At 54.9% G+C, this 16,942-nt stretch carries 12 protein-coding genes; 8 read left to right on the top strand and 4 right to left on the bottom strand.

Annotated elements, in window-relative coordinates; translation table 11 throughout:
* Position 1 precedes the first annotated feature (1 nt).
* Positions 2-1,066 carry a 3-isopropylmalate dehydrogenase gene (leuB, locus tag JO972_RS07140; RefSeq protein WP_309489336.1) on the top strand — a complete coding sequence of 355 codons (1,065 nt, stop codon included), beginning with the start codon at positions 2-4 and terminating at the stop codon, positions 1,064-1,066.
* Between the two features lie 271 nt (positions 1,067-1,337).
* Here the strand turns inward: leuB and JO972_RS07135 are convergent, their stop codons facing one another.
* Entirely contained in the window at positions 1,338-3,584 is a 2,247-nt protein-coding gene (locus tag JO972_RS07135) for a sulfatase/phosphatase domain-containing protein (RefSeq protein ID WP_309489335.1), read from the bottom strand.
* 280 nt (positions 3,585-3,864) lie between these two features.
* Between JO972_RS07135 and JO972_RS07130 the strand changes: the two genes are divergently transcribed.
* The 3 genes from JO972_RS07130 (at position 3,865) to JO972_RS07120 (ending at position 6,941) form a co-directional block, all read left to right on the top strand.
* Positions 3,865-4,536, top strand: coding sequence for a 2OG-Fe(II) oxygenase (locus JO972_RS07130; protein ID WP_309489334.1), 672 nt, complete (start codon positions 3,865-3,867; stop codon positions 4,534-4,536).
* Positions 4,537-5,066: 530 nt separating this feature from the next.
* A complete protein-coding gene (locus JO972_RS07125; protein ID WP_309489333.1) occupies positions 5,067-5,513 on the top strand; it encodes a DUF6036 family nucleotidyltransferase in 447 nt (148 codons plus the stop codon).
* A gap of 222 nt (positions 5,514-5,735) precedes the next feature.
* On the top strand, positions 5,736-6,941 hold the full coding sequence (locus JO972_RS07120) for a hypothetical protein (protein ID WP_309489332.1): 1,206 nt from the start codon (positions 5,736-5,738) through the stop codon (positions 6,939-6,941).
* Positions 6,942-7,094: 153 nt separating this feature from the next.
* Here the strand turns inward: JO972_RS07120 and JO972_RS07115 are convergent, their stop codons facing one another.
* Complete coding sequence (locus JO972_RS07115; RefSeq protein WP_309489331.1) at positions 7,095-7,886, bottom strand: HNH endonuclease; 792 nt, start codon at positions 7,884-7,886, stop codon at positions 7,095-7,097.
* Positions 7,887-8,796: 910 nt separating this feature from the next.
* Here JO972_RS07115 and JO972_RS07110 point away from each other — a divergent pair.
* A complete protein-coding gene (locus JO972_RS07110; RefSeq protein ID WP_309489330.1) occupies positions 8,797-10,689 on the top strand; it encodes a 3'-5' exonuclease in 1,893 nt (630 codons plus the stop codon).
* A 131-nt stretch (positions 10,690-10,820) separates the two neighbouring features.
* Positions 10,821-11,684 carry a helix-hairpin-helix domain-containing protein gene (locus tag JO972_RS07105; RefSeq protein WP_309489329.1) on the top strand — a complete coding sequence of 288 codons (864 nt, stop codon included), beginning with the start codon at positions 10,821-10,823 and terminating at the stop codon, positions 11,682-11,684.
* A gap of 95 nt (positions 11,685-11,779) precedes the next feature.
* On the opposite strand, the gene JO972_RS07100 is transcribed toward JO972_RS07105, so the two are convergent.
* Together JO972_RS07100 and JO972_RS07095 are read right to left on the bottom strand one after the other, a co-directional pair.
* The gene (locus tag JO972_RS07100; RefSeq protein WP_309489328.1) at positions 11,780-12,835 is read right to left on the bottom strand and encodes a metal-dependent hydrolase; all 1,056 of its coding nucleotides are present in this window, start codon (positions 12,833-12,835) and stop codon (positions 11,780-11,782) included.
* A 93-nt stretch (positions 12,836-12,928) separates the two neighbouring features.
* Positions 12,929-14,500, bottom strand: a complete 1,572-nt coding sequence (locus JO972_RS07095) for a c-type cytochrome domain-containing protein (protein WP_309489327.1) — start codon at positions 14,498-14,500, stop codon at positions 12,929-12,931.
* 174 nt (positions 14,501-14,674) lie between these two features.
* Here JO972_RS07095 and JO972_RS07090 point away from each other — a divergent pair, with 174 nt between their 5' ends.
* Together JO972_RS07090 and JO972_RS07085 are read left to right on the top strand one after the other, a co-directional pair.
* Positions 14,675-16,009, top strand: coding sequence for a hypothetical protein (locus JO972_RS07090; protein WP_309489326.1), 1,335 nt, complete (start codon positions 14,675-14,677; stop codon positions 16,007-16,009).
* Positions 16,010-16,218: 209 nt separating this feature from the next.
* Positions 16,219-16,665 (top strand): hypothetical protein, encoded by a 447-nt coding sequence (locus JO972_RS07085; RefSeq protein ID WP_309489325.1) that lies wholly within the window; start codon positions 16,219-16,221, stop codon positions 16,663-16,665.
* Positions 16,666-16,942 lie beyond the last annotated feature (277 nt).

Genomic DNA, 16,942 nt, shown 5'->3' with positions numbered 1-16,942 from the left:
CATGAAATTAAACATCGCAGTTTTAGCCGGCGACGGCATTGGCCCGGAAGTTATCGATCAAGCACTCAAAGTCACCAAGGCGGTGTGTGAGAGGTTTGGCCACGAGCTCAACTACGAGCACGGCATCACCGGCGCCTGCGCCATTGATGAGGTCGGCGATCCCTATCCGGAAGCCACCCACGAACTCTGCATGCAGTCAGACGCCGTGCTTTACGGTGCCATTGGCGACCCGAAATACGACAACAACCCCAAAGCCACCGTGCGCCCTGAGCAAGGTCTGTTGGGGATGCGCAAGAAGCTCGGCCTCTACGCCAACCTTCGTCCTGTTGTTAGTTTCCCGTCACTGATCCACAAATCACCACTGCGCACCGACCTCGTGGATGGTGCCGACTTCATGTGCATCCGCGAACTCACCGGGGGCATTTACTTCGGTGATCGTGGTCGCAAAAACGATGGCAACACCGCTTTTGACACCTGCATTTACACCCGTGAAGAAGTAGAGCGCATCATCACACTCGGTTACGAGTATGCGATGAAGCGTAACAAGAAACTGACCATCGTTGATAAGGCAAACGTGCTGGAAAGCTCACGTCTGTGGCGCGAGATCGGTCAGGAAATCGCACCGCAGTATCCGGAAGTGGAAACCGAGTTCATGCTGGTGGACAATGCCGCCATGCGCATCATCCAGTGGCCGAAAAGCTTCGATGTCATGGTCACCGAAAACATGTTTGGCGATATCCTCACCGATGAGGCCTCCGTCATCACCGGCTCCATGGGCATGCTGCCATCCGCCTCCATCGGCGTGCACACCAGCGTCTTCGAGCCGATCCACGGTTCTTACCCACAAGCCGCCGGTAAAGACATCGCCAACCCACTGGCCACCGTGCTCTCCGCCGCGATGATGTTCGAATACGCCTTCGACCTGATGGAGGAAGGAAAGCTCATCCGCGAGGCTGTCGATGCCTCACTGGTCGCCGAATTCTGCACCGAAGACATCGCCGAGGGCGAAGCTAAGAAGACTTCCGAAGTCGGCGACTGGCTGGTCGATTACATCGGCAAGCAGTAGCTCTAACAAACACTCACAAAACCAAAGGCCGGGTAGCAATACTCGGCCTTTTTTGTGTTCGCACTTCCCCTCCCTCCTTCTCCCCGTAACGAAGGGATTGCACCATTCGTTAGATTCAAGGTGACTGAAACCGCACCCCGTCGAAGCTTGCAAAAGCTTCGCTACACCACCCCCAGCAGAGCCCTCACCGGTCAGCTGTCATCACTACACAGGGGCACAAAAAAAGACCGGGCATCTCTACCCGGTCTTCGAATAAAATGGATCTCAATGCTTACTCCGCAGCGGCGGCTTCTTTCAGCGGGGCGATGCCAAGCTTGTTGAGCGTAGGCTCCATGGCTTTCACCCAGATGTCGTAGCCCTTCTGCTTGGGATGCAGGGAGTCCGGCATGATTTCCTTGGTCAGCACGCCATTTTCATCGAGGAACTTGTCGGAGATGTCGAGGAAGTGGATGCGTTCGCCGTCGGCCAGCTTGGCGATGCGTTCGTTGATCTGCTCGTTGATCTTGCGCAGCGGGTGCGATGGCTTCTCGCCGCGTGGGAAGACGCCGAGCACCAGAATCTTCGCCTGCGGGCAGCGGGCGCGGATGGTGGAGACGATCATCTTGATCCCTTGAGCGGTTTCTGCCGGATCTTGCTTCAGGTGACCGGTGTTGTTAGTGCCGGCCATGAGGACCACGACCTTGGCTTTTTGCTGCTTGCGCAGGTTGCCATTGTTGAGTCTCCAGAGGATGTGCTCGGTGCGGTCGCCAGAGAATCCGAGGTTCAGCGCGTTGCGGTCGGCATAGTATTCATCCCATGCGGCCTTGCCGGCGCGTTCGAATCCTTGGGTGATGGAGTCGCCCACGAAGATCAGGTCCTTCGGTCCTTCGGCAGCCAGCTTGTTGACTTTCTCCTGGCGTTGTTTCCACCACTTGGCCTGGTTGCGTGACTCGGGGATCACGGCATTGTGGACGTCATACTTCTCACGGATTTCATCGAGCTTTTTCTTCATGTCCGCGAGCACTTGCGCGTATTCCGGATCGTTGTGCAGCGATTTCATTTCCTGAGGATCTTTCTCCAGGTCAAAGAGCTGCCACTCCTTGGTCTCGGGCAGCCACATGAGCTTGTAGCGATCGGTGCGGACACCGTCGTGCGCCGCCACAGCGTGGGTGCTTTCGCCCGTGTAGCGGTAGTAAATGGCATCACGCCAGCCGTCGACTTCTTTGCCGCTGGCTTTGAAAACAGGCACCAGCGACTTGCCTTGGATGTCGCTGGGGATGTCCATGCCGCAGAGCTCGAGGAAGGTCGGTGCGAAGTCGATATTCTGGATCAGGCTCTTGCTCACGGAGCCGGGCTTGATCACGCCGGGCCAGCGAACGAGGAAGGGCATGCGGAAGGATTCCTCGAACATCCAGCGCTTGTCATACCAGCCGTGCTCGCCGAGGTAGAAACCTTGATCGGAGGAGTAGATGACGATGGTGTTGTCCGCCAGTCCGGTGTCGTCAAGGTGCTTGAGGATCTTGCCAATGCCTTCGTCCATGCTGCGGATCGAGCGCAGGTAGTCCTTGATGTAGCGTTGGTATTTCCAGCGGGTGATGGCTTTGTCGTCGAGCTTGCCGGCTTTCATGTCGGCGATGAATTTCTGGTTCTTTGGTTCGTAGACCTTGTCCCAGGCTTTTTTCTGCTCGTCGTTCATGCGCATGTATTCGCGGTTCGGCAGGCCGCTGGCGAAGTGCTTGGGAAACAGGTTGGGCCCGTTGAATTTCATGTCGTGACCCCAATACATGTGATTGGCCACACTCATGGCCTGCTCGCCGAGCGCCTTGGAACGGTTCGAGTAATCGTCGAACAAGGTGTCCGGCTCAGGCATGGTGATGTCGTCGAAAAGGGTGATGTGACGCAGTGCGCCCGACCAGTTACGGTGCGGTGCCTTGTACTGGATCATGGCGACAAATGGCTTGTCCTCTTTCTCCGCTTTTTTCAGCCAGGTCAGGCCGCGCTCGGTGACGATGTCGTTAACGTGCCCCTCGTATTTTTTCTTGCTGCCGTCCATTTGCAGCATGTCCGGGTTGTAGTAGTTACCTTGGCCGGGAAGGATCTCCCAGTAGTCGAAACCGACCGGATCAGAGTGCAGGTGCCATTTTCCAATCATCGCCGTCTGGTAGCCGGAGCCTTGCAGCAGCTGGGGGAAGGTCTGCTGCTTGCCATCGAAGTGCGAGTTGTTGTTGTCCATGAAGCCGTTCAGGTGCGAGTGCTTCCCGGTGAGGATGCAGGCGCGTGACGGGCCACAGATGGAGTTGGCGCAGTAGGTGCGGTGGGAAATCATGCCCTCGTTCGCCAGGCGATCGATCCCCGGCGTCGGCGCAACGTCCTTGAGCGGGCCTCCGTAGGCGGAGATGGCATTGACGGCGTGATCGTCAGAGAAGAAGAACAGGATGTTGGGCTTGGCCGCGGGCTGCTTTTCAGCGGCAACGGCGCCCGTGGCAGCAATCGCCACCGCGCCGGCGGCAACCACTGATGAAGCGGTGAATTTAAACATGGGTGTCAGATAGTGGATTGTAATGGTTCGAACTCGAAAACGGATAACCGTTGAAGGCAGGGGGACTCGGTCGGCAGTGGCAACACCGCCTCACGGCATCCTAATGCTCCCTTACGCCAATCCAAGCGGTTTTTTATCACCCAATACAGCTCGATCCAGTAAGCCATTGGGTTGAAAAATGGGGTGGTCTGTGGCGACCGGGAAATTGTTCACCAGAGGTCCGTTTTGTTTTGACCCTGGCGGGAATCCAGCCTCATAAGAGCCAATAGCAAACTACCTCATGATCAATCTTTTCAGCTCCCTCGTCGAGATCAGCGCCTCCCACTTTCCCATGGATGAGCTGGCCGATCACATCGCATCGCCCGGCTACGCGCACTTCCCCAAGATCATGCCCACCTCCGCGATCTCCGAGCTGATTGCCATCCTCGAGGCCAAGGAAGCTGCCGATGCCCTCCTGCTCGCCGGCGTCGGCCAGGGGGCGGCGCTCGATCGCAAACCGGAAATCCGCTCGGATTCGATCTTCTGGTTGGAAGACGTCGACCCCTCACTGGCGGTCATCCACTGGCTCTCCGCCATGCGCCAGATCCGCGAACATTTGCGCCGCTCGCTCTTTCTTCCGATCGAGTCCTACGAGGGCCATCTCGCCCGGTATCCGGTCGGCGGCTTTTATAAACCGCACCTCGATCAGCACATCGGCACACCGACCCGCCAGATCACCATCATCGCCTACCTCAACACCCAGTGGCAGCCGGGCGATGGCGGCGAGCTGCGGCTCTACACCTCTCCGGAGCAAGGCGTGCACGGCCCGCACATCGACATCGCCCCCACCGCCGGCACCATCGTCGCCTTCCGCAGCGCCGACTTCTGGCACGAAGTCCTCCCCGCCAAAGTCCCCAGGCTGTCACTCACAGGCTGGTTAAGAGGCCGAGAAATGGACCCCACGAAGGTCTAACATGGGGCTGAGGAAAGAAGCATTTTTTAACCGCGAATCTTACTAATTGGGCGAATTTTTTTCTGGGGTTGTTATTTCTATTTTTGAACCACAGCCGGAGCAGAGCGGAGACAGCCCTATGGCAAAAAGGACGGAATACACGGAAAGTCATTGGGCGGTAAAGCTGGCCGGCTTTCTTAACAGCTCCTGGAGTTCATAACGCGAAGCGTGTAACTAAGGAGGGTGGATCATTCCTGTCCACCGGCAACCCAAGCGCCAAAACTTTAAGTCATAAAATCGCAAAACACGCAAAAGCCAAATTCCTTCGCCAGTGTGAGAGCTTGCTCCCAATCTCTTGCTGGGTTAAAATTCACCCATGGCTGCTCCGGTAAAAGATCGCTCGCATTGGAAAGTGAGGAAGTATTCTTCATTCGACGAGCAGCGAAATGCCCAGATTAGGGACTGGCAGGCTGTCAGCGGTTCGGCGCGCCGTAAGGCGGCTTGGGAACTCGTCGTAGGCTATTGGGTGGATATGAAAGGCGCAAAAGAACATGAACTCCGACTTCAAAGATCTGTTACAAAGCTTACACGACTGTGAAGTCCGCTACCTCGTAGCAGGAGGCTATGCGGTCATGCATCACACGCAGCCGCGCTACACCAAGGATATTGATATTTGGCTGGAACCTTCGGACAAAAATGCACGCAAGCTGATGAGGGCATTCCTCGCTTTCGGCATCCCCATGATCGGAGTGACGGAATCCGATTTCGCCCAGCCGAAAACTCAATTCAGCATCGGAGTGCCACCGTGTGAGATCGATTTCCTGACAACCATCTCCGGCTTAGAATTTGCGCCTTCTTGGGAAAACAAAGTCATCTCCCAAGAAAACGATTTTCCAATTTATTACCTGTGCAAGGCCGATATCATCACTGCCAAGAAAACCGCCGGAAGACCCCAAGATTTGGCCGATCTCGATGAGCTAAGCCGCGCCGATTCTTGAACCCATTTGTTGTAAACAGAGCTACATCTCTTTCGATGGCAAAGCCGTAACTAAGGAGGGTGGATCATTCCTGTCACCGGCAAGCCAAGGTCAGAATCAACCCCAGCTAAATTCTGAAAAATTCTGTCAATTCTGTCCAGCGCCGCAGGCCACCTCCCAAGATAGGATTTGATCCCCCGCACACAATTGAGTAAACATAGAGTAATCACCCTGTGCAATCCCATGCTGCGTCCACTCATCGCCCTGCTCCTGCTCGTCACCCCCATGCACGCGGCACTCGACCGCGGCGTCTGGTTCTGGGGCAATACCACCACGCCCGCCGGTCCCAGCCCCTACGGCTCCAGCGTGGTTGTCGGTGATGCTGCCGCCGAGGACGAAACCATCAGCTTCTTTACCAGCCACGCCGTCAAACGTGTTTACGGCAGTTATCAAAACCGCCCCGTCTCCGAACCCACCGTCATTGCCGACTGGAACCTCAAGCTCAATGACGCCGGTGTCCAGTCCCAGCTGCTGCTCTCCGGCTACGAGGTCAACGACCCTGTCTGGGTCGCCGACCTGCTCGATAAAGTGCAAGACCGCTTCATCGATTTCAACGACTCCTATGCCGCCACTCCCGGCAAACAATTCGATGCCCTCCACCTCGATCTCGAACCCCAGGGGCTGTCCGACTGGGACATCTCCTCCGCCACCCGTCGCGCATTGTTAGACGACCTCGCCGATACCTACACCGCCATTCGCACCCTGCTAGACGACAACGGCTACGCCAGCATCCCCATCTACGCCGACATCCCATTCTTCTGGGACAAGCTGCCCGCCGACGGTGGCTCCGTCGCCTGGGCCGATGCCGCCGACCGCGACACCTGGTTTGCCGCCATCGGAGCCTCCCTCACCGGCGTCTCGGTCATGACCTTTTCCAAGGACAACGTGCCAGCGCTGGAGGACGCCACCCTTTACGAGCGCACCGGCAGTTTCCCAGGCTTCGCCCGCATCGCCATCCAGCCCAAGGGATGGCCCGGCGAAATGTGGCCGTCCATCCTCCACTTCTACGCTGTGCTGAACGAGCTCGAGCTCACCCACGCTCCCGACTACGCCACCGACATCGAAAACTACGCCTTCTGGCGCTACTCCATCGCCACTATCGGCCCGGTCATCGGCAGTGCCGTAGAAATAGACATCGAGCTCAGCGACGACCCCGGCGTCACCCCCATCGGCGACCTCGACGTCGGCCCCGTCATCATCTTCCCCGGCGAAGCCGGCTACACCTACTCCCTTAAATCCACCGCCTCCCTCGAGCCAGACGACTGGCGCTCCGAAACCAGCCACCAAGTCGACGCCGAAGGCGGCTTCCAATGGTTCCGCATCCCCGTCCCACCCCGCGGCCCCCGCAGCTTCTACCGCCTTGAAGTCGAGCTGACTCCGGCTGAGTAGTCAAAATATTCCGGGGCTCGAGCTCAGAGATAAGTCTGAAATTCGAGGAACTCCCTCTTCAATGTCTATTTCAGACTAAAATAGATACTTATAGTCCGTAGACGGATCCTGCCGAATCGGTATGATGTCGAAATGTTTAAATTCCTACAAAAGCTAACCCAAATAAATGGCTTCGCGATGGTAATTCATGAATTCTGGATCAGGTTCTGCCAGCTTTTCGGGAAGCCGCAATGGAGCTCCCTCATAATTGCCGAAATTGGCGACCACAGACGGTTCCGAACCAACGCTTTTAAGTTTCTTACCAAGGATCAATTCGAAGTTAGGACTAAAAGTAATCAAACCATTATCAAAAGCGGCATCATGGATGGAGGATAGGCAAAGCCCGTTTCGCAAGTTCATTCTATCAGTAGGAAATTTGGCCCACGGTTTGATATGACTGGCTATGAGCATCGGACGGATACTCAGTCCACTTACACAGCAGCGGCCACCGTAAGCGGCCAACAAGCTCTGCCGGAAAAAATTTTGACCCCGCCTCACACGGATGGTTGCAGTTGTTTCAGTGCTAGTTGGCAATGTTTTCAACTCGTAGCTGCTTGGGGATACAACTTCTACCTGTGTATCATTTCCTGCATTGAAGAGATCTTGAAACAGAACTTCGCTGTCCGCAGCCAGTTCGGTTAAATTGGAATGAAACTCCTCCCATATAGCGCGATCCTTTTTTGACGCACCTGCGAGTCCCGAAATTCCTCGCGCAGTGTGCACTGGATCAAGGGAGGCCAGATTAGAGAGCTTCATTGCGAGACTACTAGCCGTTCTCCCCATTTTCTGAGCTACATCGATGATTAAAGCATTACTTTTATCAAAACTTCCGAAGGGCAATTTGCAATACAGGTTCATTGCTATGAGCAGATGCTCTCGGGTCCATGGCACAGGTTTAGCACGCACGAGGAAGATCTAACATGAAGGGCTATTTATTCAACAATGAACTGTAACGAACAACCTGACTCAGCCGGTATATTGGGAGCTGCAATGTCAATCTGGGAAGCATGTCATGCGCTTGAGAAGGGATCTAGGGCATGGTCAATCTCTGACCATTTCCATGGTGCGGACTGTCTGATGCGCCACGCTATGAATATCGCCACAGAGTTTGAAAATTGGGCATGTGTACATGTGTGTTTTGAAAGTAGCACCGAGGTTTGGCCATATTTCCTGCATGAAAATTTTGGTTCTGTTTTGCTAGAAATAGTCACTGTAGGTGGGCTCATGGATTTTGATACTCACGATTGCCTTCGGGTTGCTTTAAGGTTGGGGTGTCATATTTACTATTCCGACGCCTTGCCCCTGCCATTGTGCCTCGAAGTTTTGAATCCGTCACTTGGAGAAAGGTTTGAGAAAGTGAGGATTGAGGTTGTCCACCTAAGTTTGGACGGGAGATCGTATAGTCCGATTACCGCCGATCATATTATCGCCTCCCCACGTCCGTTATTACCGATTTATGGCATATATGGAGTCGACTCTAACGGTTTATTAGAACACATGGCAGATCGTAGCACCTACGTGCAGGCGCGTAGTCTCGTCCTTAGATTATTCCCTTCGCTAGGATTCGCTGAAGAACTAACTCCTTTTCAAGGTAATCTCGAATCAATGGCTACATCGACAAGGAAATGATCATACTTCTCCGCCAAGCAAATGTGAGAATTGACGCAGCTTCAAACGCCGTGAAAAATTTCACACCTATTCGAGATGCCTTTTTCTACGAAGCTAAGTTGGCTGCAGCCTGTCTTGATGGTGGGCTATCTATCAGTTTTCAGATTGATATTCAGTATGAATTAAATACACTCTCTCTTAGACGAATATGGCCAAAATCCTCAACACAATATCGCGCACGAAAGGAGCTGTAACTCCTGGCGAGCGCCGTTTCGGTCGACGTGTTGAGAGCCATTTGGAGGATGACTACCTGTGTTGGTATGATGTTCCCGTTGGTGACATGAGGAGGTATCCTGACTTTGTCATTTTGCATCCCAGTCGCGGGTTGCTTTTGTTGGAGGTCAAAGATTGGAAAATTCACGAGTTCGTCAACATCGACAAACAGCGGGTCACCATTCAATTCGGAGGTAAACCGAAAGTAATGGCAAATCCTCTTGAACAGGCGCGGCAATGTTTGATGCAGTTGGTGAATCGGCTCGCTCTGGATCCAGCACTGATCCAAGGTGAAGGGAGTTACCAAGGTAAACTCTGCATGCCCTACGGTTACGGCACGGTGCTGCCCAACATCACAAGGAAGCAACTCAACGATACCTTCTCGGAGGATGAGCAGCGCGAAGTGTTGCCTGAGCAACTAGTGATTACCAAAGACGAGATGACCGAGTCCGTCGATCCACTGGGTTTCCAAGAAAAGCTATGGGGAATGTTCAGTTACAGTTTCGGCGCACCGTTGTCCTTACCTCAGTTGGACAGGGTGAGGTGGCATATTTTTCCTGAGGTTCGAATCAATCCGGTTCAAACTGATTTGTTTGCAGATAACTCGGAACCTGCAGATGAAATCAAAATCGATATCCCTGACATCGTGAGGGTGATGGATATTCAGCAGGAACAACTCGCGCGTAGTTTAGGAAGTGGCCACCGTGTGATACACGGAGTGGCGGGTTCTGGCAAAACGTTGATTTTGGGGTTCCGCTGTCAGCAGCTCGCAAGTTCGCTGCACAAACCGATTCTGGTGCTCTGTTACAATGTCACGCTCGCGTCATATCTGAGATCGTTCATCACCAGAAACGGCATCGAAGACAAAGTGCATGTGCACCACTTTCATGAATGGTGTAAGCTGCAGCTTGAAACTTACAACGTGGAGACGCTCAAAACCGGAGGTCAGGCGTATGAACGACAAGTGGAGTCTGTGATTCATGGGGTAGAAAAAGGTTTGATTCCAAGGGCTCAGTATGGAGCCATCATGATCGACGAAGGTCAGGATTTTGAGCCTGAGTGGTTGAAAATTGTCACGCAAATGGTCGATCCAGCCACGGATTCGTTGTTGCTGCTCTACGATGATGCCCAATCCATTTACAAGAAGCAGGGAGGCCTTGATTTTAGCCTTTCTAGTGTTGGTATCAAAGCACAAGGACGGACGACGGTGCTGCGTTTAAATTACCGAAATACACGTGAGATACTGGACTTTGCCTATCGTTTTGCCGAGAGCTTCCTCACGCCTACCGATGCAGATGAAGATCACATTCCCTTGATCGCTCCCGAAACGGCGGGCGTTTCTGGGCCGCAGCCTGTCTTTAAACCCAGGACTAACCTTGAGGATGAGGTCGACTTCGCCGTTCGCTGTATTCATCAATGGAATCAAAAGGGTGAAAAACTTAGCGACATGGCGGTGATTTATATCAACCGAAGTCACGGCAAGAAAGTAGCCGATAGTTTACAGAGGGAGGCGATCAAGTGCTTGTTGATGGATCAGAAAAAGAGCAAAGCGGCATACGATCCTCATACAGATCAGGTAAGCATCGTATCAGCAAAAAGTAGCAAAGGGCTCGAATTCAAGAGAGTCATTATCATCGGGGTGGGTCATGTTTCAGAGGCGGAGAATAGATGTTCGGAAATGACCAAGCTCCTCTATGTTGGCATGACCCGAGCGAAAGAAAACCTGCTTATCACCGCTTCTAACAATAATATGTACACGAAGAAGATAGTTGAGATAACAGACCTGCGAGAAGCTGTCGCCAATGCTCAGCAGCCTGTTGCATCGTGATTAATGTAATCCATGGTCATAGGCGGGCGGGGGATTTCTTGCAAGCTGGTAGGCTGGGGGATAGTAGTTCTTTTATGCAAATGATGCGGATCTCGGTGCGGATGGTTCTTGTTAGGGCGTTGTGTTTGGGCGTGCTGTGTGTCTTTGGTGGCGTGGTTCAGGCGGCGCCACTGGTGAAGATTGAGAACTGCACCTTGGTGCCTACCGAGTGGGCGGACGGGGATAGTTTCCGGATTCATATCCCTGAGAAGCTAGCGGATGGGGACAAGAAGGGGTGGAACGCTCGCGAAATCACGGTGCGACTTTATGGGGCGGATTGTGTGGAATCGGCGATTCGCAATGCGACCGATGGTCGGCGCGTGCGGGCGCAGCGGCGGTATTTCGGCATCAGTAAAAAGGGCTCGTCGAGGGAATCGATCGAGCTGGCACTTTCCTACGGCAAAAAAGCCACCGAGCAAACACGGCAGCTGTTAGCCAATCCGTTCACCGTATACACCTCCTTTGCCGATGGTCGGGGCGACCCAAAATTCAAGCGTGTCTACGCCTTTGTGGTCACTGCTGACGGCAAGGATTTGGCGGCCGAGTTGGTGCGTCTGGGTTTGGCTCGTGCCTTTGGCGTGGAGCGGATGACTCCTGAAGGGCAGCCGGCAAAAGACTACGCGGCCTATCTTGATGATTTGGAGCTGCAGGCGGCCAAGCGAGGGGCGGGCGTCTGGCAGCACACCGATTGGCAAAGACTCCCTGACGAGCGCCAGGCTCAGCGTGAGGAAGAGCGGGAAGACCGCATTGGGATGGGGAAAGATCCGCAAGTGGTGGCAGTGAACAAGGCGGCGAAGGACGAGCTGATGGCGATCCCTGGCATCGGCGAGGTCACGGCTAACCGGATCATCGCGGGGCGCCCCTATCGGCGGTCGACCGATTTACTGAAGGTTCCGGGGATCGGGAAGAAGACCCTGGAAAAGATCCAGCCATTTTTGACATTTCCAGTGGAGTGAGAGGAGCGGAGCATGGACATTCCTGTCCATGAGCATCGTGCTGGGGTTGCCCATGGACAGGAATGTCCATGCTCCGTTCCGTTCTGCTTCGTGGTTTACTCCCAGGGCCATTGGCCATGCATCCAGTTGGGTGCGCGGCCTTGGATGCGCTGGCCTAGGAAGGCGAGGGTTTTTTTGACCTGGATGCCTTTGCGGTAGGAGACGTTGTGGAACTCAGTGGCGCTTCCGTTGCGGGTGACTTGCCAGGCGAAGGCGGGGATCTTTTTCTGCGGTGAGTGGGATTCGCTGAAGCGCATGTCGATGAGCAGCAGGGAATCTGGATCGTCTTTGACGGGGACGACCTGATGCCAGCCTTGGGAGAACCAGATCAGCTTCTGCACCTCCGCGCTCTCGGCAAAGTCAGCGAGGTGCTGGTGGCCGGTGGGAAAGTGGTCGAGATCGTCGTCACGATCGGGGCCGTCGAAGACCGACCAGTAGGAAATGTAGTAGTGGCCATCGGACTCCGCCAGCATGCGCCAGAGGAAGATGTTCGAGAGCGTGGGGGCGGTCATCATCCTCTCCACGGCGATGCCTTTGGCGGCGAGTTGTTGCTCGAAGTGACAGTTCGCCAGATGTTTCAGGGAGAAGCTGGCGGCAACGTAAAAGCACAGCCAGATGGCGGCACTCCGCCCGATCCACGTCCTTTTCCGCGACTCCTTATCGTGAAAAAGCACGGCCACAAGAGCGATCAGCATGGGCACGGTGAAGGAGAGGTCGATGATCGACATATTGTTCCAGGCCACCCGGGCATTGTTGAACGGCTCGTAAATCTGGGTGCCGTAGGTGGTGAAACAATCGATGGCCACGTGAGTGCTCCAGGTGAGGAAAACAAAGCCCCCGGCCTGCACCGGCGTGACGCCCTTGTTCCGGTGCAGTTTCGCCAGCAGGTAGCCAAAGACCACGGTGGCGACGATCATCACCAGCACCGAGTGGGATAATCCCCGGTGCCAGCCGAGTCGCTCGAGCGGCTCGAGGAATGGCGAGGCGATCACATCGAGGTCCGGCAGGGTGCCGAAGAAAAATCCCCACGCCGGAGCCTTCCAGCCCAGCTGTTTCCGCAGGGTGAGTTCTCCGCATAAGGCTCCGAGGGCGGCCTGGGTGAGTGAGTCCATGGGGGAAATCTAATCGCCGCATTTCAGACGGCAAGGATTTGTCGGTGGAGCTACCAAGCTGGGGGTCAGCCTGCGATCGGGAGCTTGGTTGGCTCAGCCCGTTGTGCCGCGGATGATTTCGGCTTTGCGAGGCGTTCCGTCTGGCTGGGTCACACCGGATTGGGCGGTGTGCAACGATTGCTCGAGCTCCTTGACCCCGGCACCGGTGACTTGGGTTTGCCAGAGGTAGACTTTGACCAGCTTGGTTTTGCCGTGCAGCGCTTTGAGTCCGGCATCGGTGATGGCGGTGTTATAGAGGTTCACGGATTCCAGATGTTCCAATCCGGCGAGCGCCTGCAGTCCCTTGTCACTGACGGCTGTGCCATTGAGTTTGATGGTGCGGAGATTGGGAAAGGCGGCCAGCTTGGCGATACCTTGATCGGTGACTTGGGAGGCACCGAGATCGATTTCAGTCACGGCCTCAGCGACCCCATCGAGGTTGCTGAGATCGGCATCGCCGAAGGATTTGCGGAAGCTGACCACGGTGAAGGCGAGGTCGGTGGTGTCCTGCGCGATGTAAGTCAAGGAGCCGGGGAACTTGTCGTTGACCGATTTCAGTGCGGATGCGAGGGCTGCGCGCTTTTTGGCATCGGCGGCGGTCTCGGATTGCTTCGCGGCTTCCGCAGCCTGGGCGCGGCGTTCGCGTTCCTCGGGAGTGACCAGCGTGCTCAGGGCGGCTTCGACCTCTGGGGTGACCTCTACCTCACTGAGGCGGGCGGTTTCAGGTGCTCCGCTTCTCACCCACCACTCGAGGATTTGAATTTCCTCTGCGCTGAGCTGCTTTTTCCCTTCGGGTGGCATGTGCAGATCGTCATCCATCGGCAGATGGAGGGAGGTGATCAGGCCGCTTTCTTCCACGCTGCCGGGCACCAGGCACTCGTCCTCCTCGCCACCTTCCAACATGTAGGCGTAGGTATCCACCCGGAGGCCGCTCTTCTGCTTGTCCGGTCCGTGGCAGCTGATGCATTTCTCGGCGAGAATCGAGTGCACGATGTCGGTGTAGACCACCGGATCCACGATCACCGGGGCAGAGGTCACGGCCTCACGTTTTTCCAAGATTTTCGACGGCAGAGCATTCATCGGATCGCCGTGGGTGATCTCTCCGCCGTGGTGACCGGCGCTGATCATCACGGCACCGCTGGCGAGCAGGGTGATGCCGTAGAGAGGTTTGAAGAAGGCCACGCCGGGTTTCAGATAGGCAGTGTATCTGATGATGAAGGCGATGATCACCGCGATGGTGAAGATGATGCCATCGCGCTTGTGCTCCTCGATCAGCTCGCCTTCGAAGCTGCCGGTGAGGTAGAGGCAGTAGCCGAAGACCACCGCAAAGACCGCTGTCGCCGAGGCAAAAAAAAGAGCCATGGTCGTGTTCGGGCGGTATTTTCCAAAGCTGAGCAATTTGGCTCCCTCCATCACAAAGACCAGCATCAGCGCGCCGATGGGCAGGTGCAGGAACAGCGGGTGGAACCGACCGAGAAAGTTCACCCAGAGGCCGAACTCGTCGGCGGATTTGGGATTGGCCATGCCGACCTCACCGAGGTAGGGCATCGCAGCCACGGCGAAGATCGCGATGAGGCTGCCGATGAGGCTGGGGACGTAAAGTTTCTTGGCGAGGGATTTTTCCATGGATGAGTTTGGGGCTTCGGTTGTTCAAGAGCTGTTCGACCAGTTTACTAGGGTTTTAATCGAGAACTTTCAAGCGATCACTGGCCGTGGAGAGAATTGGCGCAGCGGTGGTAAATTAATGATGAAATGATACGTGCTCGAACAAGTAAGAATGATCAAGACCGTAGCAAGCGAATGCATTTGATCCCCTCACGAAACAAGCGCCCATCTCCGGGAGGAATGGGTTTGGCTCGGTTCATCGGCACTTTGCTGGTGATGACGATGAGTCAGGGGGCAGCTCAAATTCAGCCATCGTATAATCTGGCTCCCTTGTACTACGATCAAGCGGTTGAAAACAATACCATCTCGCGGCTGCAAGCGGCGATCGAAGAACAGCGCCGCACGCTTCCGGGCAGCGATCCTAAACAGCTTCTCAAAGCCCTTCTGGACGAGCTCAACATCCCCCTGTCTTCACAGACTTTGGTCTTTTCAAAAACCAGCATGCAGCGTGACCTGATCGGCCCCAAAAATCCGCGGGTGTTGTATTTCAATCAAGATTTTTACGTGGGTTACGTGCCAGGGGGCATCATCGAAGTGATCGCCTGTGATGACCCGAGTGGCATGATGTTTTACAGCCTCGACCCCTCAGGCCCCGCGAAGGAGAGGCGCTTTCTCAGATCGAACGATTGCCTAAGCTGCCATGCCAATGCCAACACGTCGGATGTGCCCGGCTTGCTCGTCCGGTCCGTCTTTGCGGATGCAGGCGGGCAGCCGCAGCTGGATTGGGGATCGTTCACCACCACGCCATCCAGCCCCTTGTCCGAACGTTGGGGCGATTGGTATGTGACCGGCAGCCATGGTGCCAAGCGTCATCTGGGAAATCAATGGCTGAAAACAGACCCAGACGGCAAAGCGGTTTTCCGCGAGCAAGACGGGCAGAATGTCGGTGACCTTTCGCAGTATCTCGATACCGAGCATTACCTCACCGACACCAGTGACATCGTTGCCCTGATGATCATGGAGCATCAGATCGAGGCGCATAATGTCATGACCGCCGCGAGGATGAATTTTCTGCGCTATGAGTATCTGAGCAAGGCGATGCACGACGGCCAATTTGACCCGACCGATGACGCCTCCGCGAAAATCATACAGGCTCATGTGGACAAAATCCTCGGCGTCCTGCTGTTTGCCAATGAGCTTCCCTTGGCTGGGGACGCGGTGCAGGGCAGAAAAGATTACGTGCGGGACTTCAAAGAGCGTGGCGTGGAGTATAACGGCTGGTCACTGCGCGATCTGCGTTTGCAAAAGCGGCTCTTCAAATATCGGTGCAGCTACATGATCCGCAGCGCCTCGTTCAAGATGCTTCCGGAACCTCTGAAAATGCAAACCCTGCAGCAGCTCCACGCCATCCTGAACAAGGATCTAACCCCAGCAGGCCTACCTGTGCTGAGTGATCGGGAGAAAGATCGGATTCATCAAATTCTCTGGCACACGCTGCCGGCGTATCAACAATGCGCCACCTCGCATTAGTCTGGAAATGTGAGCCTGTATCACCCATTGACCGTGGATGGGGGGCTGGATTTTCGTGTTTCATGATTGTTTGATCATCTGAATCAGGCGAAAAAATCAGATGATTTCACTCTCCGAATGATTGTTTTTTTGCATAAGGTGGATGGTCGGGCGTCTAACTGCTCCAGGCACGACGACCTGCGACTACCCAAACACCAACCACCAATAAGATGAAAAAAACCCTATCAAAACTATCCCTCCTCAGTTCTGTCGCCTTGGCGATGCTATTCGCTTCTTGCGGTAAAAAGGACACCGCCGAATCCGTCACCGATGAACTGCTGAACAAATTTAACGCGGTCATCACGGCCGTTGAATCTGCCACGGACAAAGAAAGTGCCGAGGCGGCTGCGGAGAAAATCGATTCCCTCAGCGAGGAAATCGATGACATTGTCGCCCGACTCGACGCTCTCGAAGAGCCCAGCGCCGATGAGAAAACAGCACTCGATGAGAAAATGGACAAGGCCATGGAAGCCAATGGCGAAAAAATTGGCAATGCCATGAAGGGCCTGGCCGGCAAGCCGGAAGCGATGAAAATCATGGGTGAAGCCCTGCAAGAGTTCGGCAAAAAAATGAATGCCCACGAGGAAGTCTTCAAGAAATTCGGCAAGGAGGGCTAAGCCTTCTCACGCTGATTAGCATGTAACCACACGGGGTTCCCCTGTGTGGTTTTTTGCGTCTTGGGCGCTTGCCGTTTGGTGGGGGGAGGATCGCCTGACCTGCAGTTTCGCTGAGTGGTGTAGTGAAGGATTTGCATCCCTAGGGGGGCTGGCGCTTCGATGGCCCTTGCACCGACGAAGATTGCAAACTCTTCCATGAGAAGGTATGTCAAAAGCAAAGTTGAAAATTCATTTTCACTATAGCCTAACAGTTACTTTTTTTAGAGGGCGCAAGCTC

The organism is Oceaniferula flava (assembly GCF_016811075.1).
GTDB classification, from domain to species: domain Bacteria; phylum Verrucomicrobiota; class Verrucomicrobiia; order Verrucomicrobiales; family Akkermansiaceae; genus Oceaniferula; species Oceaniferula flava.
Note: the sequence above shows the minus strand (reverse complement) of the source record. Positions and strands in the feature narration are given on the sequence as shown.

What these genes read in the sequence shown, in the direction of transcription:
- JO972_RS07095 (WP_309489327.1), bottom strand. Translation starts at nt 14,500, where the DNA reads ATGGAAAAATCCCTCGCCAAGAAACTTTACGTCCCCAGCCTCATCGGC.
- leuB (WP_309489336.1), top strand. Translation starts at nt 2, where the DNA reads ATGAAATTAAACATCGCAGTTTTAGCCGGCGACGGCATTGGCCCGGAA.
- JO972_RS07100 (WP_309489328.1), bottom strand. Translation starts at nt 12,835, where the DNA reads ATGGACTCACTCACCCAGGCCGCCCTCGGAGCCTTATGCGGAGAACTC.
- JO972_RS07120 (WP_309489332.1), top strand. Translation starts at nt 5,736, where the DNA reads ATGCTGCGTCCACTCATCGCCCTGCTCCTGCTCGTCACCCCCATGCAC.
- JO972_RS07110 (WP_309489330.1), top strand. Translation starts at nt 8,797, where the DNA reads ATGGCCAAAATCCTCAACACAATATCGCGCACGAAAGGAGCTGTAACT.
- JO972_RS07085 (WP_309489325.1), top strand. Translation starts at nt 16,219, where the DNA reads ATGAAAAAAACCCTATCAAAACTATCCCTCCTCAGTTCTGTCGCCTTG.
- JO972_RS07130 (WP_309489334.1), top strand. Translation starts at nt 3,865, where the DNA reads ATGATCAATCTTTTCAGCTCCCTCGTCGAGATCAGCGCCTCCCACTTT.
- JO972_RS07135 (WP_309489335.1), bottom strand. Translation starts at nt 3,584, where the DNA reads ATGTTTAAATTCACCGCTTCATCAGTGGTTGCCGCCGGCGCGGTGGCG.
- JO972_RS07090 (WP_309489326.1), top strand. Translation starts at nt 14,675, where the DNA reads ATGCATTTGATCCCCTCACGAAACAAGCGCCCATCTCCGGGAGGAATG.
- JO972_RS07125 (WP_309489333.1), top strand. Translation starts at nt 5,067, where the DNA reads ATGAACTCCGACTTCAAAGATCTGTTACAAAGCTTACACGACTGTGAA.